At 63.1% G+C, this 17,667-nt stretch carries 19 protein-coding genes; 10 read left to right on the top strand and 9 right to left on the bottom strand.

Annotated elements, in window-relative coordinates:
- Positions 1 to 68 precede the first annotated feature (68 nt).
- The 3 genes from hmgA to FJ942_RS14600 all read left to right on the top strand — a co-directional run bounded on the left by hmgA (position 69) and on the right by FJ942_RS14600 (position 3,071).
- Positions 69 to 1,382: a homogentisate 1,2-dioxygenase gene (hmgA, locus tag FJ942_RS14610; RefSeq protein ID WP_140565151.1), complete on the top strand. Its 1,314-nt coding sequence runs from the start codon at positions 69 to 71 to the stop codon at positions 1,380 to 1,382.
- A gap of 119 nt (positions 1,383 to 1,501) precedes the next feature.
- Positions 1,502 to 2,515, top strand: a complete 1,014-nt coding sequence (locus FJ942_RS14605; protein ID WP_140670060.1) for a fumarylacetoacetate hydrolase family protein — start codon at positions 1,502 to 1,504, stop codon at positions 2,513 to 2,515.
- A gap of 19 nt (positions 2,516 to 2,534) precedes the next feature.
- Positions 2,535 to 3,071 carry a DinB family protein gene (locus FJ942_RS14600; RefSeq protein WP_140817026.1) on the top strand — a complete coding sequence of 179 codons (537 nt, stop codon included), beginning with the start codon at positions 2,535 to 2,537 and terminating at the stop codon, positions 3,069 to 3,071.
- A 9-nt stretch (positions 3,072 to 3,080) separates the two neighbouring features.
- Here FJ942_RS14600 and FJ942_RS14595 read toward each other — a convergent pair whose 3' ends face one another.
- The 3 genes from FJ942_RS14595 to hppD form a co-directional block, all read right to left on the bottom strand.
- The gene (locus tag FJ942_RS14595; protein WP_140494162.1) at positions 3,081 to 3,458 is read right to left on the bottom strand and encodes a type II toxin-antitoxin system VapC family toxin; all 378 of its coding nucleotides are present in this window, start codon (positions 3,456 to 3,458) and stop codon (positions 3,081 to 3,083) included.
- The gene (locus tag FJ942_RS14590; RefSeq protein WP_023813589.1) at positions 3,455 to 3,679 is read right to left on the bottom strand and encodes a type II toxin-antitoxin system prevent-host-death family antitoxin; all 225 of its coding nucleotides are present in this window, start codon (positions 3,677 to 3,679) and stop codon (positions 3,455 to 3,457) included. Before FJ942_RS14590 ends, FJ942_RS14595 begins: the two co-directional genes overlap by 4 nt.
- 70 nt (positions 3,680 to 3,749) lie before the next feature.
- Positions 3,750 to 4,862 (bottom strand): 4-hydroxyphenylpyruvate dioxygenase, encoded by a 1,113-nt coding sequence (gene hppD, locus FJ942_RS14585; RefSeq protein ID WP_140761668.1) that lies wholly within the window; start codon positions 4,860 to 4,862, stop codon positions 3,750 to 3,752.
- A 138-nt stretch (positions 4,863 to 5,000) separates the two neighbouring features.
- Here hppD and FJ942_RS14580 point away from each other — a divergent pair, with 138 nt between their 5' ends.
- A complete protein-coding gene (locus tag FJ942_RS14580) occupies positions 5,001 to 5,468 on the top strand; it encodes an Lrp/AsnC family transcriptional regulator (RefSeq protein WP_140494158.1) in 468 nt (155 codons plus the stop codon).
- On the opposite strand, the gene FJ942_RS14575 is transcribed toward FJ942_RS14580, so the two are convergent.
- From FJ942_RS14575 to aztA, 4 genes are all read right to left on the bottom strand, one after another.
- The gene (locus FJ942_RS14575; RefSeq protein ID WP_140494156.1) at positions 5,465 to 5,803 is read right to left on the bottom strand and encodes a TIGR01244 family sulfur transferase; all 339 of its coding nucleotides are present in this window, start codon (positions 5,801 to 5,803) and stop codon (positions 5,465 to 5,467) included. The genes FJ942_RS14580 and FJ942_RS14575 overlap by 4 nt on opposite strands.
- Before the next feature lie 144 nt (positions 5,804 to 5,947).
- Positions 5,948 to 6,889, bottom strand: a complete 942-nt coding sequence (aztC, locus tag FJ942_RS14570; RefSeq protein WP_140494154.1) for a zinc ABC transporter substrate-binding protein AztC — start codon at positions 6,887 to 6,889, stop codon at positions 5,948 to 5,950.
- A gap of 28 nt (positions 6,890 to 6,917) precedes the next feature.
- Positions 6,918 to 7,793, bottom strand: a complete 876-nt coding sequence (gene aztB / locus FJ942_RS14565; RefSeq protein WP_140515812.1) for a zinc ABC transporter permease AztB — start codon at positions 7,791 to 7,793, stop codon at positions 6,918 to 6,920.
- A complete protein-coding gene (aztA, locus tag FJ942_RS14560; RefSeq protein WP_140494152.1) occupies positions 7,793 to 8,626 on the bottom strand; it encodes a zinc ABC transporter ATP-binding protein AztA in 834 nt (277 codons plus the stop codon). Before aztA ends, aztB begins: the two co-directional genes overlap by 1 nt.
- Positions 8,627 to 8,847: 221 nt before the next feature.
- On the opposite strand from aztA, the gene FJ942_RS14555 reads away from it, so the two are divergent.
- Positions 8,848 to 9,192, top strand: a complete 345-nt coding sequence (locus FJ942_RS14555) for a RidA family protein (RefSeq protein ID WP_056562755.1) — start codon at positions 8,848 to 8,850, stop codon at positions 9,190 to 9,192.
- 61 nt (positions 9,193 to 9,253) lie between these two features.
- On the opposite strand, the gene hutC is transcribed toward FJ942_RS14555, so the two are convergent.
- On the bottom strand, positions 9,254 to 10,000 hold the full coding sequence (gene hutC, locus FJ942_RS14550; RefSeq protein WP_140521715.1) for a histidine utilization repressor: 747 nt from the start codon (positions 9,998 to 10,000) through the stop codon (positions 9,254 to 9,256).
- A 13-nt stretch (positions 10,001 to 10,013) separates the two neighbouring features.
- Positions 10,014 to 11,369 (bottom strand): formimidoylglutamate deiminase, encoded by a 1,356-nt coding sequence (locus tag FJ942_RS14545; RefSeq protein ID WP_140565158.1) that lies wholly within the window; start codon positions 11,367 to 11,369, stop codon positions 10,014 to 10,016.
- A 96-nt stretch (positions 11,370 to 11,465) separates the two neighbouring features.
- Between FJ942_RS14545 and hutI the strand changes: the two genes are divergently transcribed.
- From hutI to FJ942_RS14520, 5 genes are all read left to right on the top strand, one after another.
- Complete coding sequence (gene hutI, locus FJ942_RS14540; RefSeq protein ID WP_140565160.1) at positions 11,466 to 12,698, top strand: imidazolonepropionase; 1,233 nt, start codon at positions 11,466 to 11,468, stop codon at positions 12,696 to 12,698.
- Positions 12,695 to 14,230, top strand: coding sequence for a histidine ammonia-lyase (gene hutH, locus FJ942_RS14535; RefSeq protein ID WP_140898019.1), 1,536 nt, complete (start codon positions 12,695 to 12,697; stop codon positions 14,228 to 14,230). Before hutI ends, hutH begins: the two co-directional genes overlap by 4 nt.
- A gap of 70 nt (positions 14,231 to 14,300) precedes the next feature.
- Positions 14,301 to 15,116 carry an N-formylglutamate deformylase gene (gene hutG, locus FJ942_RS14530; RefSeq protein WP_140494141.1) on the top strand — a complete coding sequence of 272 codons (816 nt, stop codon included), beginning with the start codon at positions 14,301 to 14,303 and terminating at the stop codon, positions 15,114 to 15,116.
- 36 nt (positions 15,117 to 15,152) lie between these two features.
- Positions 15,153 to 16,823 carry a urocanate hydratase gene (gene hutU, locus FJ942_RS14525; protein ID WP_140521725.1) on the top strand — a complete coding sequence of 557 codons (1,671 nt, stop codon included), beginning with the start codon at positions 15,153 to 15,155 and terminating at the stop codon, positions 16,821 to 16,823.
- Between the two features lie 11 nt (positions 16,824 to 16,834).
- Positions 16,835 to 17,422 (top strand): HutD family protein, encoded by a 588-nt coding sequence (locus tag FJ942_RS14520; protein ID WP_140898017.1) that lies wholly within the window; start codon positions 16,835 to 16,837, stop codon positions 17,420 to 17,422.
- Positions 17,423 to 17,667 lie beyond the last annotated feature (245 nt).

Here is a 17,667-nt window from a genome sequence, read left to right as displayed (position 1 = left end):
ATTGATAGTTACATTTTGGATGGTTACAAATGAAACCAATTTGGTCAAGCATTCGCGAGGAGGAAGCGATGGCCTTTTCCTACATGCCGGGTTTCGGTAACGATTTCGAAACCGAAAGCCTGCCGGGTTCGCTGCCGCACGGGCGTAATTCACCGCAGCGGCCGGCCTACGGCCTCTATGCCGAGCAGCTCTCCGGTTCGCCCTTCACCGCGCCGCGCGGCACCAATGAGCGCTCCTGGCTTTACCGCATCAGGCCGAGCGTCAGACATACCGGGCGCTTCAAGTCGGTGAGCTATCCCTTCTGGAAAAGTGCGCCCAATGTCGGCGATCATGAGCTGGCGCTCGGCCAGTATCGCTGGAGCCCGGTGCCGATGCCGAAGGAGCCGACCGACTTCATCGCCGGCATGCGCTCGATCACCACCGCCGGCGACGTGCTTGGGCAGACCGGCATGGCGGCGCATGTCTATGTCGCCAACAGGTCGATGGTCGACGACCATTTCTTCAACGCCGACGGCGAGTTGCTGGTGGTGCCGCAGGTGGGCGCCTTGCGCTTCGTCACCGAGATGGGAGTCATCGAGCTCAGGCCCGGCGAGATCGCGGTCCTGCCGCGCGGTCTCGTGTTCAAGGTCGAACTGGTCGATGCCGAAGTGCGCGGCTATGTCTGCGAGAACTACGGCGCCAAGCTGACGATGCCCGACCGCGGCCCGATCGGCGCCAACTGCCTGGCCAATCCGCGCGATTTCAAGACGCCCTGCGCCTGGTTTGAGGAGAAGGAGACGCACTGCCGGCTGATCGTCAAATGGTGCGGACATTTTCATGTCACGGAAATCGGCCATTCGCCCCTCGATGTTGTGGCGTGGCACGGCAACTATGCACCCTATAAATATGATCTGGCGGCGTTTTCGCCGGTTGGTGCGATCCTCTTTGACCACCCCGATCCGTCGATTTTCACGGTGCTGACGGCGCCGAGCGGCGAGGAGGGCACCGCCAACATCGATTTCGTCATCTTTCCGCCGCGCTGGCTGGTGGCGGAGGATACGTTCCGCCCGCCCTGGTATCACCGCAACATCATGAGCGAGTTCATGGGGCTGATTCACGGCCAGTACGACGCCAAGGAAGAAGGGTTCGTTCCCGGCGGCATCAGTCTGCACAATCTGATGCTGGCCCATGGCCCGGATGCACCTGGCTTCGAAAAGGCCTCGCGCGCGGATCTGAAGCCCGTCAAGCTCGACAACACCATGGCCTTCATGTTCGAGACCCGGTTCCCGCAGATGCTGACCCGCTACGCTGCCGAACTCGACACCAGGCAGGACAATTACATCGACTGCTGGGCCGATCTGAAGAAGCGCTTCAATGGCACGCCCGAGGGCGATTGGTCCTGAATGGATCGCTGCCGTCGGAAAACTGCCTTCAGGAAAGTTGAGCCGGCGGCTTGACGATCGCCCATAACAGCTTTGTTGTGGGCCAAGCGGCGCAAGGCCGCGTCAGGAGAGGAAACCGCATGAAGCTTGCTACATTGAAGAACGGGACGCGCGACGGAAAGCTCGTCGTCGTCTCGCGCGATCTTACACGCTTCACCGACGCCTCCTTCCTGGTGCCGACGCTGCAGGCGGCGCTCGACGATTGGCGGCGGATTTCGCCGCATTTGGCCGCAATGGCGGAGTCGCTCGAGAGCAATGCGGTGCCGTCGGCGCGCTTTCACGAACATAATGCCCATTCGCCGCTGCCGCGCGCCTATCAATGGGCTGACGGTTCGGCCTATGTGAACCATGTCGAGCTGGTGCGAAAAGCACGCGGCGCCGAAATGCCGGCAAGCTTCTGGACCGACCCGCTGATCTATCAGGGCGGCTCCGACAGCTTCATCCCGCCGCGAGACCCGATCCGCACGGCCGACGAGGCCTTTGGCATCGACATGGAGGCGGAAGTCGCGGTCGTTGTCGATGATGTGCCGATGGGCGCTGGCCTTGAAAAAGCGTGGGAGGCGATTCGCCTAGTGATGCTGGTCAACGACGTGACGCTGCGTGCCATTACCGGACCGGAACTCGCCAAGGGGTTCGGCTTCTTTCAATCCAAGCCGTCCTCGGCCTTCTCGCCGGTCGCGGTGACGCCGGACGAGTTGGGCGAGGCCTGGGATGGCGGCAAGGTCAGCCTGCCGCTGCTTGCCGACCTCAACGGCAAACCTTTCGGCCGGGCGAATGCCGGCGTCGACATGACGTTCGATTTCCCCGCGCTCATCGTGCACGCGGCGAAAACACGGCCGCTGGCGGCCGGCACCATCATCGGCTCCGGCACCGTCTCCAACAAGCTCGGCGGTGAGCCTGGCAAGCCTGTCTCGGCCGGCGGCGCTGGCTATTCCTGCATCGCTGAACTGCGCATGATCGAGACCATCGAGAGCGGCGAGCCGAAGACGCCGTTTCTGCGTTTCGGCGACACGGTGCGCATAGAGATGAAGGACAAGGCCGGGCATTCGATCTTCGGCGCCATCGAGCAGACGGTCGAGAAATATGAAGGGTGAGGGCGCAAGAAGTTGAAGGATGAACCTGCTTGATCATCTGCGCCGAATGGCCCGCAACAACCGCTGGTCGAACGACCGGCTCTACCGCGCCGTGCTTATGCTGGGGCCTGGTGAATTCGAAGCCAATCGCATCAGCTTCTTCCCGTCGATAAGGACGACGCTCAACCACATCCTTGCGGTCGATCTTCTCTATCTCGATTTTCTGGAGCAGGGCGGTATCGGCGCCGCGGTGTACGATGATTTCGTGCCGTTCGATAACGCAGCCGATTTGTCAGTGGCCCAGATCAAGTTCGACCGCAGGCTGATCACCTTCTGCGATGCCTTGTTGGAAGCCGACCTCGACCGCCATGTCATCACTGACCGGCGTGGAGACGGCATGATCCCGGAAAAGATCGGCGATATCCTCGCCCATGTTTTCCTGCATGACATCCACCATCGCGGCCAGGTGCACGCGATGCTGTCCGGCACGTCGGTCGCGCCGCCGCAACTCGACGAGTTCCTGCTCGATTATGATTTGAAGCTGAGGCAGGAGGAGGTTGGACGGCTGGGTTTGTGAGACCACTGCTTATGTCAGGGCGACGTCGTAGCGGGCGAAATGCGGGTCGGATGTCATGATGGTTAGTTTGTCCATTTGCGCCTGCGCAATCAGTAGTCTGTCGAATGGATCGCCATGGTGGTGGGGTAGGCCAGCGACAGCGTTCGCATGCTGGAAGGTGACGGCGAGCGGCTGAAATTGCATCCTTGGAAGCAGTGTTGGCAGATCATCCGGCGCATCGAGTTTTCTGATTGAGCGCTTGATGGCAATTTCCCAGACGCTTGCCGCGCTGGCGAACACCACCGCTTCCGAAGCCAGGATGGCGCGGTAGTGCTTGCTGAGACGTCGATCGTCCGAAATCGACCAAAGGATGATATGTGTATCGGCGAGAAACGGGCCGATCATCATTTGACGTACTCGTCCCATTCGGGGCCGAGTTCGTCAAAATCGTCCGCAATCCAGATCTTGCCTTTCAACGCGCCGATACGCGGCAAGGGTTCCGCCGCTGCCGGAGGCACGATACGCGCAGCCACCTTGCCGTGGCGCGTGAGTACAATCTCTTCACCGGCTTCCGCGCGGCTGACGAGTTCCGACAATTTGGCCTTGGCCTCGGCGATGGAAACATTCATGGCTCGATCCTTTGTGACCATAATTTAGGTCATAATTTATCGAACCGCAAGCCGCCTGGTCGGGGTCGATCTACTCCGCGGCCTGCACCTTGATCACGCCGCGCTTGATCTGGTCCTGCTCGATCGATTCGAACAGTGCGCGGAAATTGCCTTCGCCAAAGCCTTCGTCGCCTTTGCGCTGGATGAATTCGAAGAAGATCGGTCCGATCACGGTCTTGGAGAAGATCTGCAAGAGGATCTTCGTCGTGCCGCCGTCGACCACGCCTTCACCGTCGATCAAAATGCCATGCTTCTTCATGCGCTCGATCGGCTCGTCATGGCCGTTCACGCGTGCATGCGACATCTCGTAATAGGTCTCCGGCGGGCCGGGCATGAATTTCAGCCCATTGGCGGCAAGCTTGTCGGTGGCCTCGTAGATCGCGTCGGTGCCCACCGCTATGTGCTGGATGCCCTCGCCATTGTACTTCTTCAGATATTCGGCGATCTGGCTGGTGTCGTCCTTGGACTCGTTGAGCGGAATGCGGATCTTGCCGCAGGGCGAGGTGATCGCCCGGCTGACCAGCCCGGTGATCTTGCCGTCGATGTCGAAGAAATGGATCTGCTTGAAGCCAAACAGGTCGCGGTAGAAACCCCACCATTTGTCCATGTTGCCGCGGTAGACATTATGCGTGAGGTGGTCGAGGAAATAGAAGCCGACGCCTTCCGGCCTGGGGTCGCGTTTGCCCAGCCATTCGAATTCGGCATCATAGGCCGAACCCCTCTCGCCATAGGTTTCGATGAAGTAGAGCAGCGAGCCGCCGATGCCAACGATCGCCGGCACGTCAAGCGTCTTGTCGGCGCCTTCGTAAGGCGTGGCTCCTTTCGATACCGCGTGTTCGAAGGCATGCTTGGCGTCCACGACCCGCCACGCCATCGAGGAGGCGCATGGGCCATGCTTGTCGACGAACTTCATCGCATGCGAGCTGGGCTCGGCGTTGACGACATAGTTGATGTCGCCTTGCCGCCAGACGGTGATGTCCTTGGTGCGATGCCTGGCCACGGCTACGTAGCCCATGCGGGTGAACAACTCGGCCAGCTTCCGCGGCTCCGGATGCGCGAATTCGACGAACTCGAAACCGTCGGTGCCGGCAGGGTTGGTCTTGCTGATCTTGGCGGGCGGGGCGTCGTGCGGGAAGGGACCCATGATAATCCTCCGGAAGCTGGCTTGGCCTGGATGGGCCATCTCAACTCATCATAGCGCGGGCAGGTCGCACGGTGCTTGCATTCAAACGCTTGAAATGTTTATCTGATGCATGAAATGTGCATGGTTTTTGGAAGTATCATGAATGATACGCGTCTTGATCAGTTTGATCGCAAGATATTGGCGCTGTTGCAGTGTGACGCACGGCTCACCAACAACGACCTTTCGGAGCGGGTGAACCTCTCGGCCTCGCAATGCTCGCGCCGCCGCCAGCGGCTTGAGGAGGACGGCTATATCAAGGGCTATCGCGCCGTGCTTGACCGCGACCGGCTGGGCTTTTCGCTGGTCAACGTCATCTCGGTGACCTTGGCCACTCACAACCGCGACAATGCGCGGCGCTTCGGCGAACTGGTGGCGCGGCTGCCCGAAGTGCAGGAGGCGCACGCGCTGACCGGCGAAATGGATTATATCCTGAAGGTGGTTACGCCCGACCTGAAATCATTGTCGGAGTTCGTCAATGGCGTGCTCTTGCCCCACGAATCTGTGCAGCACGTCAAGACGGCGATTGTGCTCGAGACGCTCAAGGAGACGGGCGCGCTGCCAATCTAACCCTTCGACTGCTGAATCAGCCCATAGAGATTGGTGCAGCGGGCGCCGGAACGGCAGTAGGCGAACACCGGGCCTTCCAGCTCGTCGAGCGCTTGTCCCTGGTCCTCGACATTCTCCGCCGTGATCTGGCCGCTGATGACGGGGATGTAGCGGAAGGCAAGCCCGGCAGCCTCGACTGCGGCCTTGAGCGTGTCGGCCGAAGGCTGGCCGGGCTGCTCGTCGTCCGGCCGGTTGCAGATCACGCTCTTGAAGCCGGCTGCCTTGATGGCGGCGACGTCCTCGGGCTGGATCTGGCCCGAGACCGAATAGTCCTCGCTGATCTCGCGGTATTCCATTGTGGTGTCCTCGCAATCTGGTTGGGCAGTCTTGCCACTCCCCGGCACGGCCGGCAATCCACGCCGAGGGATTTCTCTGCCAAATAGCGAGTGCTGACCGGAAAATCCAACCGGGCCGCGAGGGCCCGGTTGGGTCGGAGCGGCTCAACTGCCGAGGATCGCGCCTTTGATCTGCGTGATGTTGTTGTGCATCATGTCGACATAGGTCGAGGCCGGGCCTTCGGGCTGCGACAGCGCGTCGGAATAGAGCGTGCCGCCGACCTTGATGCCGGTCTCGCTGGCGATCTGCTCGATCAGGCGCGGATTGGTGATGTTCTCGACGAAGATCGCCGCCGCTTTGTCCTGCTTGACCTGCTCGACCAGCTTGGCGACGTCGGCGGCCGACGGTTCGGAATCCGTCGAGACGCCCTCCGGCGCTAGGAAGGTCAGGCCGTATTCGTGCTCGAAATAGCCGAACGCGTCATGCGAGGTGATGACAACGCGTTTTGCCTCGGGGATGGACTGGATCGCCGCCTTCACCTCGCTTTCGAGCGCGTCGAGCTTCTTTGTGTAAGCCGCGGCGTTGGTCTGGTAGCTGACGCAGCCATCATTGTCGGCCGCGCAGAACGCTTCGGCAATGTTCTTCACATAGATCTTGGCGTTGGCGATCGACTGGAAGGCATGTGGGTCGGTGACCGTCTTGCCGCCGCCGGTACCCGCGCCCTCCGCCGCGTCCGCATCGGCGAATTCCGGTTTGAAGTCGATCGCCGCCACGCCCTTGGTCAGGGTGACGATCGAGGCCTTAGTGGCGCTGGCATCGACCAGCCGCTGTAGAAAGCCCTCGAAATGCAGGCCGTTGACCAGCACCAGATCGGCGCCCGCCATGGCTACCGCATCAGCCGGGCTCGGCTCGTAGACATGCGCATCGCCGTCGGGTCCCACGATGGTGGTGATGTTGACGCGGTCGCCGCCAACATTCCTGGCGAAATCAGCAATGACGGTAAAACTTGCGACCACTTTCAAGGGCGCCGCAAAGGCCGACGACGCGTCGAGAGCAGTTAATGTTATAACGCTCATCGTAAGGGCGGCGCGGATCGATTTCAACATGGGCGGTCTCCTTGGAGGCTGGGGTGGATCAGGCCGTCCGATGACGGTGATGGATGATGCGGGCGCGCAGCGCGCCGCGTGTGCCGAACAGGATCGAGGCGAAATAGACGACGCCTGCCGACAGGATGATCGCCGGGCCTGAGGGCAGCGAGGCGTGGTAGGACAGAAGCAGTCCGGCGATGCAGGAGGCAAAGCCGATCAGCACGGCCAGCACGCACATCGGTTCGACGCGCACGGTCCAGAAACGGGCCGCGGCGGCCGGCAGCATCATCAGTCCGACCGACAGAAGCGTGCCCAGCGCCTGGAAGCCGCCAACGAGGTTGAGCACGACGAGGCCGAGGAAAATGAAATGCACCGGACTGCCCCACCGGCTGACCGAGCGCAGGAACAGCGGGTCGAGGCATTCGGCGACCAAGGCCCGCCAGAAGACGGCGAGACTGGCAAGCGTCACCAGCACGATGCCGCCGATCAGCGTCAGCGCTTCATCGTTGAGCGCCAGCACCGTACCGAACAGCACATGCATGAGGTCGACGCTGGAGCCACGGACCGAAACCATCAGCACGCCGACGGCGAGCGAAATCAGGTAGAAGGCGGCCATCGAGGCGTCTTCGCGCTGGATGGTGAATCGCGAGACGGCGCCCGCGCCGAGTGCAACGACGATGCCGGCGATCAGGCCGCCAATGGTCATCGGCAGGATTTCCAGCCCGTAAAGCAGGAAGCCGGCGGCGGCGCCCGGCAGGATCGCGTGCGCCATGGCGTCACCCGAGAGGCTCATGCGCCGTAACATCAGGAACACGCCGACCGGACAGGCGCCGAGCGACAGCATCAACGAGCCGAACAGCGCCCGCTGCATGAAGGCGAAATCGGCGAAAGGCGCGATGAAGAGTTCGTAGAAGACGTTCATCATGCAGCCCTTGGTCCGGCGCCATGATGGTGGTGACGATCCTGTGCATGGGCAGGCTCATCATGATTGTGATCATGTCCGTCATGGTCATGATCGGGTCCGCCCGGCTCGCACCATGGCGCGTTCTCTTCCCACGCTTCATGGAAGCGCCTGGCCCGCAGGAGATTCTCAGGCCGCAGCGTCTCCTTCGTCTCGCCCCAGGCGACAGGCTGGCGGGCCAGCAGCAGCGTTTCGGGAAAATTCTGCCGGACAAGGTCGAGGTCGTGGACGACGACCATGATTGTGCGTTCCTCGCCATGCCAGCGCTTGATCAGCGCAATAAGATCGCCCATCGTCTTTGCATCGACGGCGTTGAACGGCTCGTCGAGCAGGATTAGATCCGCATCCTGCAACAGCACGCGGGCAAACAAGGTGCGCTGCAACTGGCCGCCCGACAGCGTGTCGATCGGGCGGGTCTCGAAGCCGCCAAGGCCGACCGCCATCAACGCCTCGCTGACGGATTGGCGATCCTCCTTGGTATGGCGGCCGAGCAGCCCGCGTTTCGGCCACAGGCCGAGCGAGACCAGATCGACGACCCGGGCCGGAAAGCTGCGGTCGAGTTCCGACTGCTGCGGCAGATAGGCGGCGCGCACGCCAGGCGCCCGCGTCACAGCGCCGGCCATCGGCTTCAGCACGCCGACGATACCCTTCATCAACGTCGACTTGCCCGAACCATTGGCGCCAACGACGGCGGTCAGCGAGCCTTTGCGTATGATGCCGTCCAGATGATGGATCGCCGGATGGCTGTTATAGCCAAGCGTCAGGTCACGGAATGTCAGGCAGGTTTCGGTCATTTGACGGTCCGTGGGGCGGTAGTGCGGCTGCCGGGCAGCGCCGATTGGATATGTGATGTTATTACATTAGTCAACAAGCCAATCGAGCGGAATTGTGGCTGCCGGCTCAACTTGCCGTGACCCTCCGGCGCTGCTGGTCCAAGGGGATTTGGAACGCTCGGCCTTGCCCGAAGCCGGTGCCAACTCTAAAGAGGCGCGACCACAAAGGAAGGAAACCTCCCATGAGCATTCGTCGCATCGATGTTGGCCCGCGCATGAGCCAGATCGTCATTCACGGCAATACCGTCTATCTGGCCGGCCAGGTCGGAGAGCCGGGCGGCAATGTCGCCTCGCAGACTCGCGATATTCTGGCGACGATCGACGAATTGCTGGCCAAGGCCGGCACCGACAAGACCAAGATCGTCCAGGCGATCATCTGGCTGGCCGACATGGGCACCTTCGCCGAGATGAACTCGGAATGGGACAAGTGGGTGCCGCAGGGCCACACACCCGCACGCGCCACCGGCGAAGCCAAGCTCGCCGGTCCGGAATATCTGGTCGAGATCATTATCACCGCGGCGATCTGAGGCGCTGCGCTTTCCCTTCTCCCCTTCCTTGCGAGGCAAAAAGGGGAGAAGGGAAGAGATGCTATCCGTGTGACGGCGTGAATCTTGCCACCAACGTGTGGCTCTCGGCTGCATAGGTGAAGCGCACATGGGTGACCGGGTGCTCGGCGCTCCATGTCCGGCGCTCGACCACAAGACAGGCCGCGCTCAGGTCGATGTCGAGGGCATCGGCAACACGCTCGTCGGCGGCAACAGCACGAATGCGATGCTCGGCCTCGCTCCATGGCACACGGCCGATCAGCCACGGGCCCGGTGCAATGTCGAGGAACTCTTCCTCGCCGGCTTCCGTGACGGCGGAGAGATTGATCAGCCGCTCTTCGAGCGCGAACGGTCGCTCTCCGGCGAAATGCAGGCATTCCAGCGATAGTACCCAACCCGAGGCAGAAAGCCCGAGCAGCGACCGGTCTTGCGCGCTGCTGCGCCGCTTCAGGCGCGCCAGCCGCTCATAGCGATAGGGCAGGCCGAGCGCTTCGACCTCGATCCTGATGTCGTGGATTTCCAGCACCGCCGCTTGCGATTGCGGCTGACGCACGAAGCTGCCTGAGCGCCGGCGGCGTTCGATCAGTCCTGACTTGGCAAGCTGCGACAGTGCTTTGTTCACCGTCATGCGCGAGCAATCATATTCGGTCGTCAGCTCGTGCTCGAACGGGATGCGATGCCCCGGCGCCCAGGCGCCGGACAGGATTTTCTCGCTTATGTCGGACAGGATACGCTGATGCAGCGACACCGTCTCGCCGCCCTCCGTCTCCGCTGTCGCCACCATGCTCATGGGCTGTCCCTGATCAGCCTGCCGAAAGCGCGGTCATGACATTGCGGAAACGCGCCGCGATGGCGTCGCGCCTGGCGTGCCTGCCGCCGCTGACTTGCTTTTGGCCGTGCACCCAGACGCAATCGATCTTGGTGCCGTTGGCGAAGATCCAGGCGTCGAGGATCGCGTCTCCGGCCTTGCCGGCAAGCGAAGCCTGGCTGTGGTCGAGCGAGACGAGATCGGCGGATGCGCCAATGGCGATCCGCGAGGCGCCGGCGCCAAGGGCGACGCTGCCGCCGTCAAGCGCTGCGTCGAACAGCGCGCGGCCGGTCGAGCCGCCGGCGACCGCCAGCACGTTGCGGGCGCGGTGGGCAAGACGCTGCGAATATTCGAGTTGCCGAAGCTCGTCCGGCAGGCCGATCAGCACGTTGGAATCGGAGCCCACGCCGAAGCGGCCGCCATGTTGCGCGAACAGCGGCGCCGCAAAAATGCCATCACCGAGATTGGCTTCGGTGATCGGGCACAGCCCCGCGATCGCGCCGCTTTTTGCCATCGCCATGGTCTCGGCATCGGTCATATGGGTGGCATGGATCAGGCACCAGCGCCGGTCGACATTGGCATGGCCAAGCAGAAACTCGACTGGACGCGCGCCCGACCAGGCAATGCAGTCCTCGACCTCCTTCACTTGTTCCGCGACGTGGATGTGGATCGGTCCGTCCGGCGTCATCGCAGCGACTTGTCGCAACTCCTCGACCGTCGCCGCACGCAAACTATGGGGGGCGACGCCGATGACCGCTTGATTCAAGGCGCGAACGCATTCGCGACTTTTCTCAACCAGGCGTGAGAACCGGTTAACATCATTGAGGAATCTGCGCTGACCTTCGTTGGGAGCCGCGCCGCCGAAAGAAGAGTGTGCATAGAAGACCGGCAGCAGCGTCAAGCCTATGCCGGTTTCTGCGGCGGCGGCCGCGATGCGCTCGGCCATTTCGGCAATGTTGGCGTAGGGCTTTCCGTCGCGGTCGTGATGCAGATAATGAAATTCGCCCACACGCGAAAAGCCGGCCTCCAGCATCTCGACATAGAGCTGGGCGGCTACCGCCTCGACCTGGTCGGGCGTCATCGACAGCGCGAAACGGTACATCACCTCGCGCCAACTCCAGAAACTGTCGGCCGACGGGCCGCGCAACTCGGCAAGTCCGGCCATGCCGCGCTGGAACGCGTGGCTATGCAGGTTGGGCATGCCCGGCAGGACGATGGCGTGGCGCTCGTCGCCGGTGTTCGGCGCAACCCCGGCGTCGATTGCCGCAACGCGGCCTCCGCCCAGGGCGATGCGCACATTGCTTCGCCAGCCTTCCGGCAGAAGCGCCTGTTCCGCAAAGATCGCCGTCACGTTGTTCTCCGAATCCTGGCTTATGATGACAATAGCACTTGCGGTGCTTTTTAATATGTATATACATAACCGCCATCCTTTCAAAGGGAAAATATGATGGCTGGAGAAAGCAGGAGCCGGGCGGCGGCGGTTCGCATATGGCGCAATGCGCGCCTGGCGACTTTTGCCGAAGGGGCAGGGCAGGGCGTCGTCGAAAAGGGCGCCGTCACCGCGCGTGACGGCATCATCGTCTATGCCGGCGCCGAAGCCGATATTCCGGCGGCGTTCGAGCAGCGTGCCGAGATCGTCGATTGCGAGGGCCGCTGGATCACGCCCGGCCTGATCGACTGCCACACCCATCTCGTCCATGCCGGCGACCGCGCCAACGAGTTCGAGATGCGGCTGGCCGGCGCCACCTATGAGGAGGTCGCCAGGGCCGGCGGCGGCATCGTCTCGTCGGTTAGGGCCTTGCGTGCCGCGGGTGAGGACGAACTGGTCGCTCAGACACTGCCGCGTCTCGATGCGCTGATCGCCGAGGGCGCCACCACCGTCGAGGTCAAGTCCGGCTATGGCCTTGACCTGGAAAACGAGAAAAAGTCGCTGCGCGCGGCGCGCCGCCTGGGCGCCGAGCGCCCGGTGACGATCCGCACGACCTTTCTCGGCGCCCATGCCTTGCCGCCGGAAGCCAAGGGCGACAAGGACGCCTTCATCGATCTCATCACCGCCACGATCCTGCCGGCCATTGCTGCCGACGGGCTTGCCGACGCCGTCGATGGTTTCTGCGAAGGCATCGCGTTTTCGGTCGAGCAGATGGCACGGGTCTTCGAAGCCGCAAAGGCGCTTGGCCTGCCGGTAAAGCTCCATGCCGACCAATTGTCGAACCTGCATGGCGCCGAACTCGCCGCGCGCTATGGCGCGTTGTCGGCCGATCATCTCGAATACACCGATGAGGCAGGCGCGGCGGCAATGGCTGCATCGGGCAGCGTGGCGACGATCCTGCCCGGCGCCTACTATTTTATTCGCGAAACGAAGAAACCTCCGATCGAATTATTCCGCAGGCATGACGTCAGGATGGCCGTCGCCACCGACAACAATCCCGGCACCTCGCCGCTGACGTCGTTGCTGCTGACCATGAACATGGCGGCGACCTTGTTCGGCATGACGGTCGATGAATGCCTCGCGGGCGTGACCCGCGAAGCCGCCCGCGCACTGGGTCTGCTCGGACAGACCGGCACGCTGGAGGCGGGCAAATCCGCCGATCTAGCGATCTGGAGCATCGAGCGCCCTGCCGAACTCGTCTACCGCATGGGCTTCAACCCCTTGCACGCGCGCATCTGGAGAGGACAATGACCGAACTCGTACTGAAACCCGGCAACGTGACCCTGGCCGACTGGCGCGCCATCTATCGCGGCGCCGTGCCCAGGCTCGACGATGCCTGCCGGCCAAAGATCAAGGCGAGTGCGGAGGCTGTCGCACGCATCGTCGCCAAGGGCGAGCCGGTCTATGGCATCAACACCGGTTTCGGCAAACTGGCCAGCGTCCGCATTCCTGCCCAGGATCTCGAAACGCTTCAGCGTAACATCGTGCTCTCGCACGCCGCCGGCGTCGGCGAGCCGATGCCGGTCGCTGTTTGCAGGCTGATGATGGCCTTGAAGCTTGCCAGCCTGGCGCAGGGCGCCTCCGGCGTGCGGTCGCGCACCATCGAGCTGCTGGAAGCGATGCTGGCCAACGATGTCATCCCGGTGGTGCCGGCGCAAGGTTCGGTCGGCGCCTCCGGCGACCTCGCGCCGCTGTCACACATGACGGCCGTGATGATCGGCGTCGGCGAATGCTTCACGCCGCATGGCCGCTTCCCGGCCAAGGTCGCCTTCGTCTCGCATGGGCTGGAGCCTGTCATCCTTGGCGCCAAGGAAGGGCTGGCGCTGCTTAACGGCACGCAGTTCTCGACCGCCTACGCGCTGGCGGGCTTGTTCGAGGCCGAAGTTCTCTACCAGTCGGCACTGGTCGCGGGTGCACTGTCCACCGACGCCGCCAGGGGCTCGGACGCCCCCTTCGATCCGCGCATCCATCTCTTGAGGAAGCATCGCGGCCAGATCGAGACGGCGAATGCGCTGCGCAGTCTGATGGCCGGCAGCGCCATCCGCGAATCCCACCGCGTCGGCGACGAGCGCGTGCAGGATCCCTATTGCCTGCGCTGCCAGCCGCAGGTGATGGGGGCCGCTCTGGACGTGTTGCGCAAGGCGGCCGCCACGCTCGGCACGGAAGCCAATGGCGTCACCGACAATCCCTTGATCTTCGCCGAGGACGACACCGCCTTGTCGGGCGGCAATTTCCATGCCGAGCCGGTGGCTTTCGCTGCCGACATGATCGCACTCGCCGTCTGCGAGATCGGCTCGCTGTCGGAGCGCCGCATCGCCATGCTGGTCGACCCTGCGCTGTCGGGCATGCCCGCCTTTTTGACGCCGAAGCCCGGCCTGAATTCCGGCTTCATGATCCCGCAGGTGACGGCGGCAGCGCTGGTTTCCGAAAACAAGCAGAAGGCCTATCCAGCAAGCGTCGATTCGATCCCGACCTCGGCCAACCAGGAGGATCACGTCTCGATGGCCGCACATGGTGCGCGCCGGCTGATCGGCATGGTCGAGAACGCCACGGCCGTCATCGGCATCGAGTTGCTGGCCGCGACCCAGGGCTGCGATTTCCACGCGCCGCTCGCTTCCAGCACCGCACTCGAAGCGGTGCGCAAATTGGTCAGGGCGGAGGTGCCGCATCTCGACAACGACCGGCATTTCCATCCCGACATGGAGAAAGCCATCGCCATGGTGCGCAGCGGTGCAGCGGTGAAGGCGGCGAGCGCGGTGGCGCTGCCGGGAATTGCCTCATGAGAATGCTTGGCATGGTAGGTTACGTTCCTTCTCATCCCAGCCGTAGAGCTCCAACCTTCGGAGGCCTCGCATGACACCTCCTTGGCTGACGGTAAAACAAGGCACCGCGCCGCTGCTGGTTTCCATGCCGCACACCGGCATCGATCTCGCCGGTCTCGACAACCGGCTGGTCTCGAGCTGGCTTGGCCAGCGCGACTGCGACTGGTGGATCGACAAGCTCTATGATTTCGCCGCAGGTCTTGGCGCCACCGTCGTGCACACCGCCATCTCGCGCACCGTCATCGACGTCAATCGCGATCCGTCAGGCGCCTCGCTCTACCCTGGTCAGGCGACGACCGGGCTGTGCCCGACCGAAACCTTCGACGGCGATCCGCTCTACCGTACAGGCGAGGAACCGGGGCCGTCGGAAATCGACGAGCGCCGCCGAAAATTCTTCATGCCCTATCATGCCGCGCTCCAGGCCGAGATCGACCGGCTGCGCGGATTGCATGGCAAAATCGTCCTCTATGACTGCCACTCGATCCGCTCTGTGCTGCCGCGCCTGTTCGATGGCACGCTGCCGGTCTTCAATCTCGGCACCAATGACGGCAAGAGCACGGATCCGGCGCTGCAGGAAAAGGTCGCCGGGATCCTGGCCGAGACCGGCGAGACCTTCGTGGTCAATGGCCGCTTCAAGGGCGGGTGGATCACGCGCCATTTCGGCCAGCCGCAAAACGGCGTCCATGCGCTGCAGATGGAACTGTCCAACCGCGGCTACATGCGAGAGCCCGAAGGCAAGGGCGCGCCCGACAACTGGCCGGTGCCTTACGACGCCGCCTTCGCCGCGCCGATCCGCGCCACGCTGACATCCATCCTCGAGACCGCGATTTCGTGGGTCGAGAGCTGACGCCTCGCCGCACTCATCTGAAAGGGAAGTGACGACATGACCGATCCTCGCCACAACATCCGCGAAGTGCGCAGCCCCCGCGGCGACAAGCTCAATGCCAGGTATTGGACGACCGAAGCGCCGCTGCGCATGCTGATGAACAATCTCGATCCCGATGTCGCCGAAAATCCCAACGAACTGGTCGTCTATGGCGGCATCGGCCGGGCGGCGCGCACCTGGAACGATTTCGACCGCATCGCCGCTTCGCTGAAGACGCTTGGCGAGGACGAGACGCTGCTGGTGCAGTCCGGCAAGCCGGTCGGCGTCTTCCGCACCCATCCGGACGCGCCGCGCGTTTTGATCGCCAACTCCAATCTGGTGCCGCATTGGGCGACCTGGGAGAAATTCAACGAGCTCGATAGGAAAGGCCTGATGATGTACGGCCAGATGACGGCCGGCTCGTGGATCTATATCGGCACGCAAGGCATCGTGCAGGGCACCTACGAGACCTTCGTCGAAGCCGGACGCCAGCACTATGGCGGCGATCTCAGGGGCAAATGGATCCTGACTGGCGGCCTCGGCGGCATGGGGGGCGCCCAGCCTCTCGCGGCCGTCATGGCCGGCGCCTGCTGCCTGGCCGTCGAATGCGATCCCGACCGCATCGATTTCCGGCTGCGCACCCGCTATGTCGACGAGCGTGCCGATACGCTTGACGAGGCGCTGGAGAAGATCGCGCGCTGGACCAGGGCAGGCGAGGCGAAGTCGGTCGGCCTGGTCGGCAACACCGCCGATATCGTGCCCGAGCTGGTGCGGCGCGGCGTGCGCCCCGATATGGTCACCGACCAGACTTCGGCGCACGATCCGTTGAACGGCTATCTGCCCAAGGGCTGGACGCTGGCCGAGTGGCGCGAGAAGCGCACGTCCGACCCGAAAGCAGTCGAGAAAGCCGCCCGCGCCTCGATGCGCGAGCATGTCGAGGCGATGGTGGCCTTCTGGAACGCCGGCGTGCCGACGCTCGACTACGGCAACAACATCCGCCAGGTCGCCAAGGAAGAAGGCTTCGAGAACGCCTTTGCCTTCCCAGGCTTCGTGCCGGCCTATATCCGGCCGCTGTTCTGCCGCGGCATCGGCCCCTTCCGCTGGGCGGCCCTTTCCGGCGATCCGCAGGACATCTACAAGACCGACGCCAAGGTGCGCGAACTGACGCCCGGCAACACCCATTTGCACAACTGGCTGGACATGGCGCGCGAGCGCATCGCCTTCCAGGGCTTGCCGGCGCGCATCTGCTGGGTCGGCCTCGGCGACCGCCACCGGCTGGGCCTCGCCTTCAACGAGATGGTCGCCAAAGGCGAACTCAAGGCGCCTGTCGTCATCGGCCGCGACCATCTCGATTCCGGCTCGGTCGCCTCGCCGAACCGCGAGACAGAGGCGATGAAGGACGGCTCGGATGCTGTTTCCGACTGGCCGCTGCTCAACGCTCTGCTCAACACGGCATCGGGCGCTACCTGGGTGTCGCTGCACCATGGCGGCGGTGTCGGCATGGGCTTTTCCCAGCATGCAGGCATGGTCATCGTCGCGGACGGCACGCCTGAGGCAGCCAGGCGCCTGGAGCGGGTGCTGTGGAATGATCCGGCGACCGGCGTCATGAGGCACGCCGACGCCGGCTACGACATCGCCATCGATTGCGCCAGGGAGCATCAGCTCAATTTGCCCGGCATTCTGGGATAGTAGGCCGACCGATGCGCGTCCTGCGGGCAGCCGAATACAAATCGATGCCGTGGAAGAACGGCGGCGGCGTGACGACGGAAATCGCCGTCTCGCCGGCCGATGCCGGGCTCTACACCTTCGATTGGCGTGTCTCGATGGCCCGCGTCGAAGGCAGCGGGCCGTTCTCCAGCTTTGCCGGCATTGACCGCACCCTGTCGGTATTGGAAGGCGAGGGGATCATTCTTGATGTCGCCGGCGAGCCGCCGGCGTGCCTGACCGCCGCTTCAGCGCCGTTTTCCTTTCCAGCCGACCGGCCGACCAGTGCCGAACTGATCGCCGGTCCGATCACCGATCTTAACGTGATGACCCGGCGTGGCCGCATGAGGCATTCCGTCGAACGCCTCGTAATGTCGAACCCTTTGGAAATCGGGATTGAAAGCAGAGCGACCCTCGTCCTGTGCCTGGGTGGGGAAGTCTTGGTTTCCGCCGCAGAGCCTATTCGCCTTAGCCACCTCGACGCACTCCTGACTGCCTCAGCCACAGCTGGCCTGCGCATCAAGCCCATCGACCACCCGACAGTATTCGTGGTCCGGATCGATGGCATTCGACCCAACGATTAACGCTTGTTTCCAAACATGATCGTGATGCCGGCGAAATATAGGGTAAGCTCCAGCCGGGATCACGAAAAAGCCTGAATCCTTTCCGTCGATCGGTCTCGGCGGGAGTGAGGAGTATTCGTCTTTGAAACTGTCGAAAGACGATGCCTTGTCGTGGTGCGGAAACAATTTTCGGCAAAAGCTGGGCATGCAACCAATTGCATTTGAATCGGTTTTAGGGCCATTGCCGTGGCGGTGACGCCGCTGAG

This window comes from Mesorhizobium sp. B2-4-2, from assembly GCF_006442845.1.
In the GTDB taxonomy this organism is placed as follows: Bacteria; Pseudomonadota; Alphaproteobacteria; order Rhizobiales; family Rhizobiaceae; genus Mesorhizobium.
This window is presented reverse-complemented; position numbering and strand designations above follow the sequence as displayed.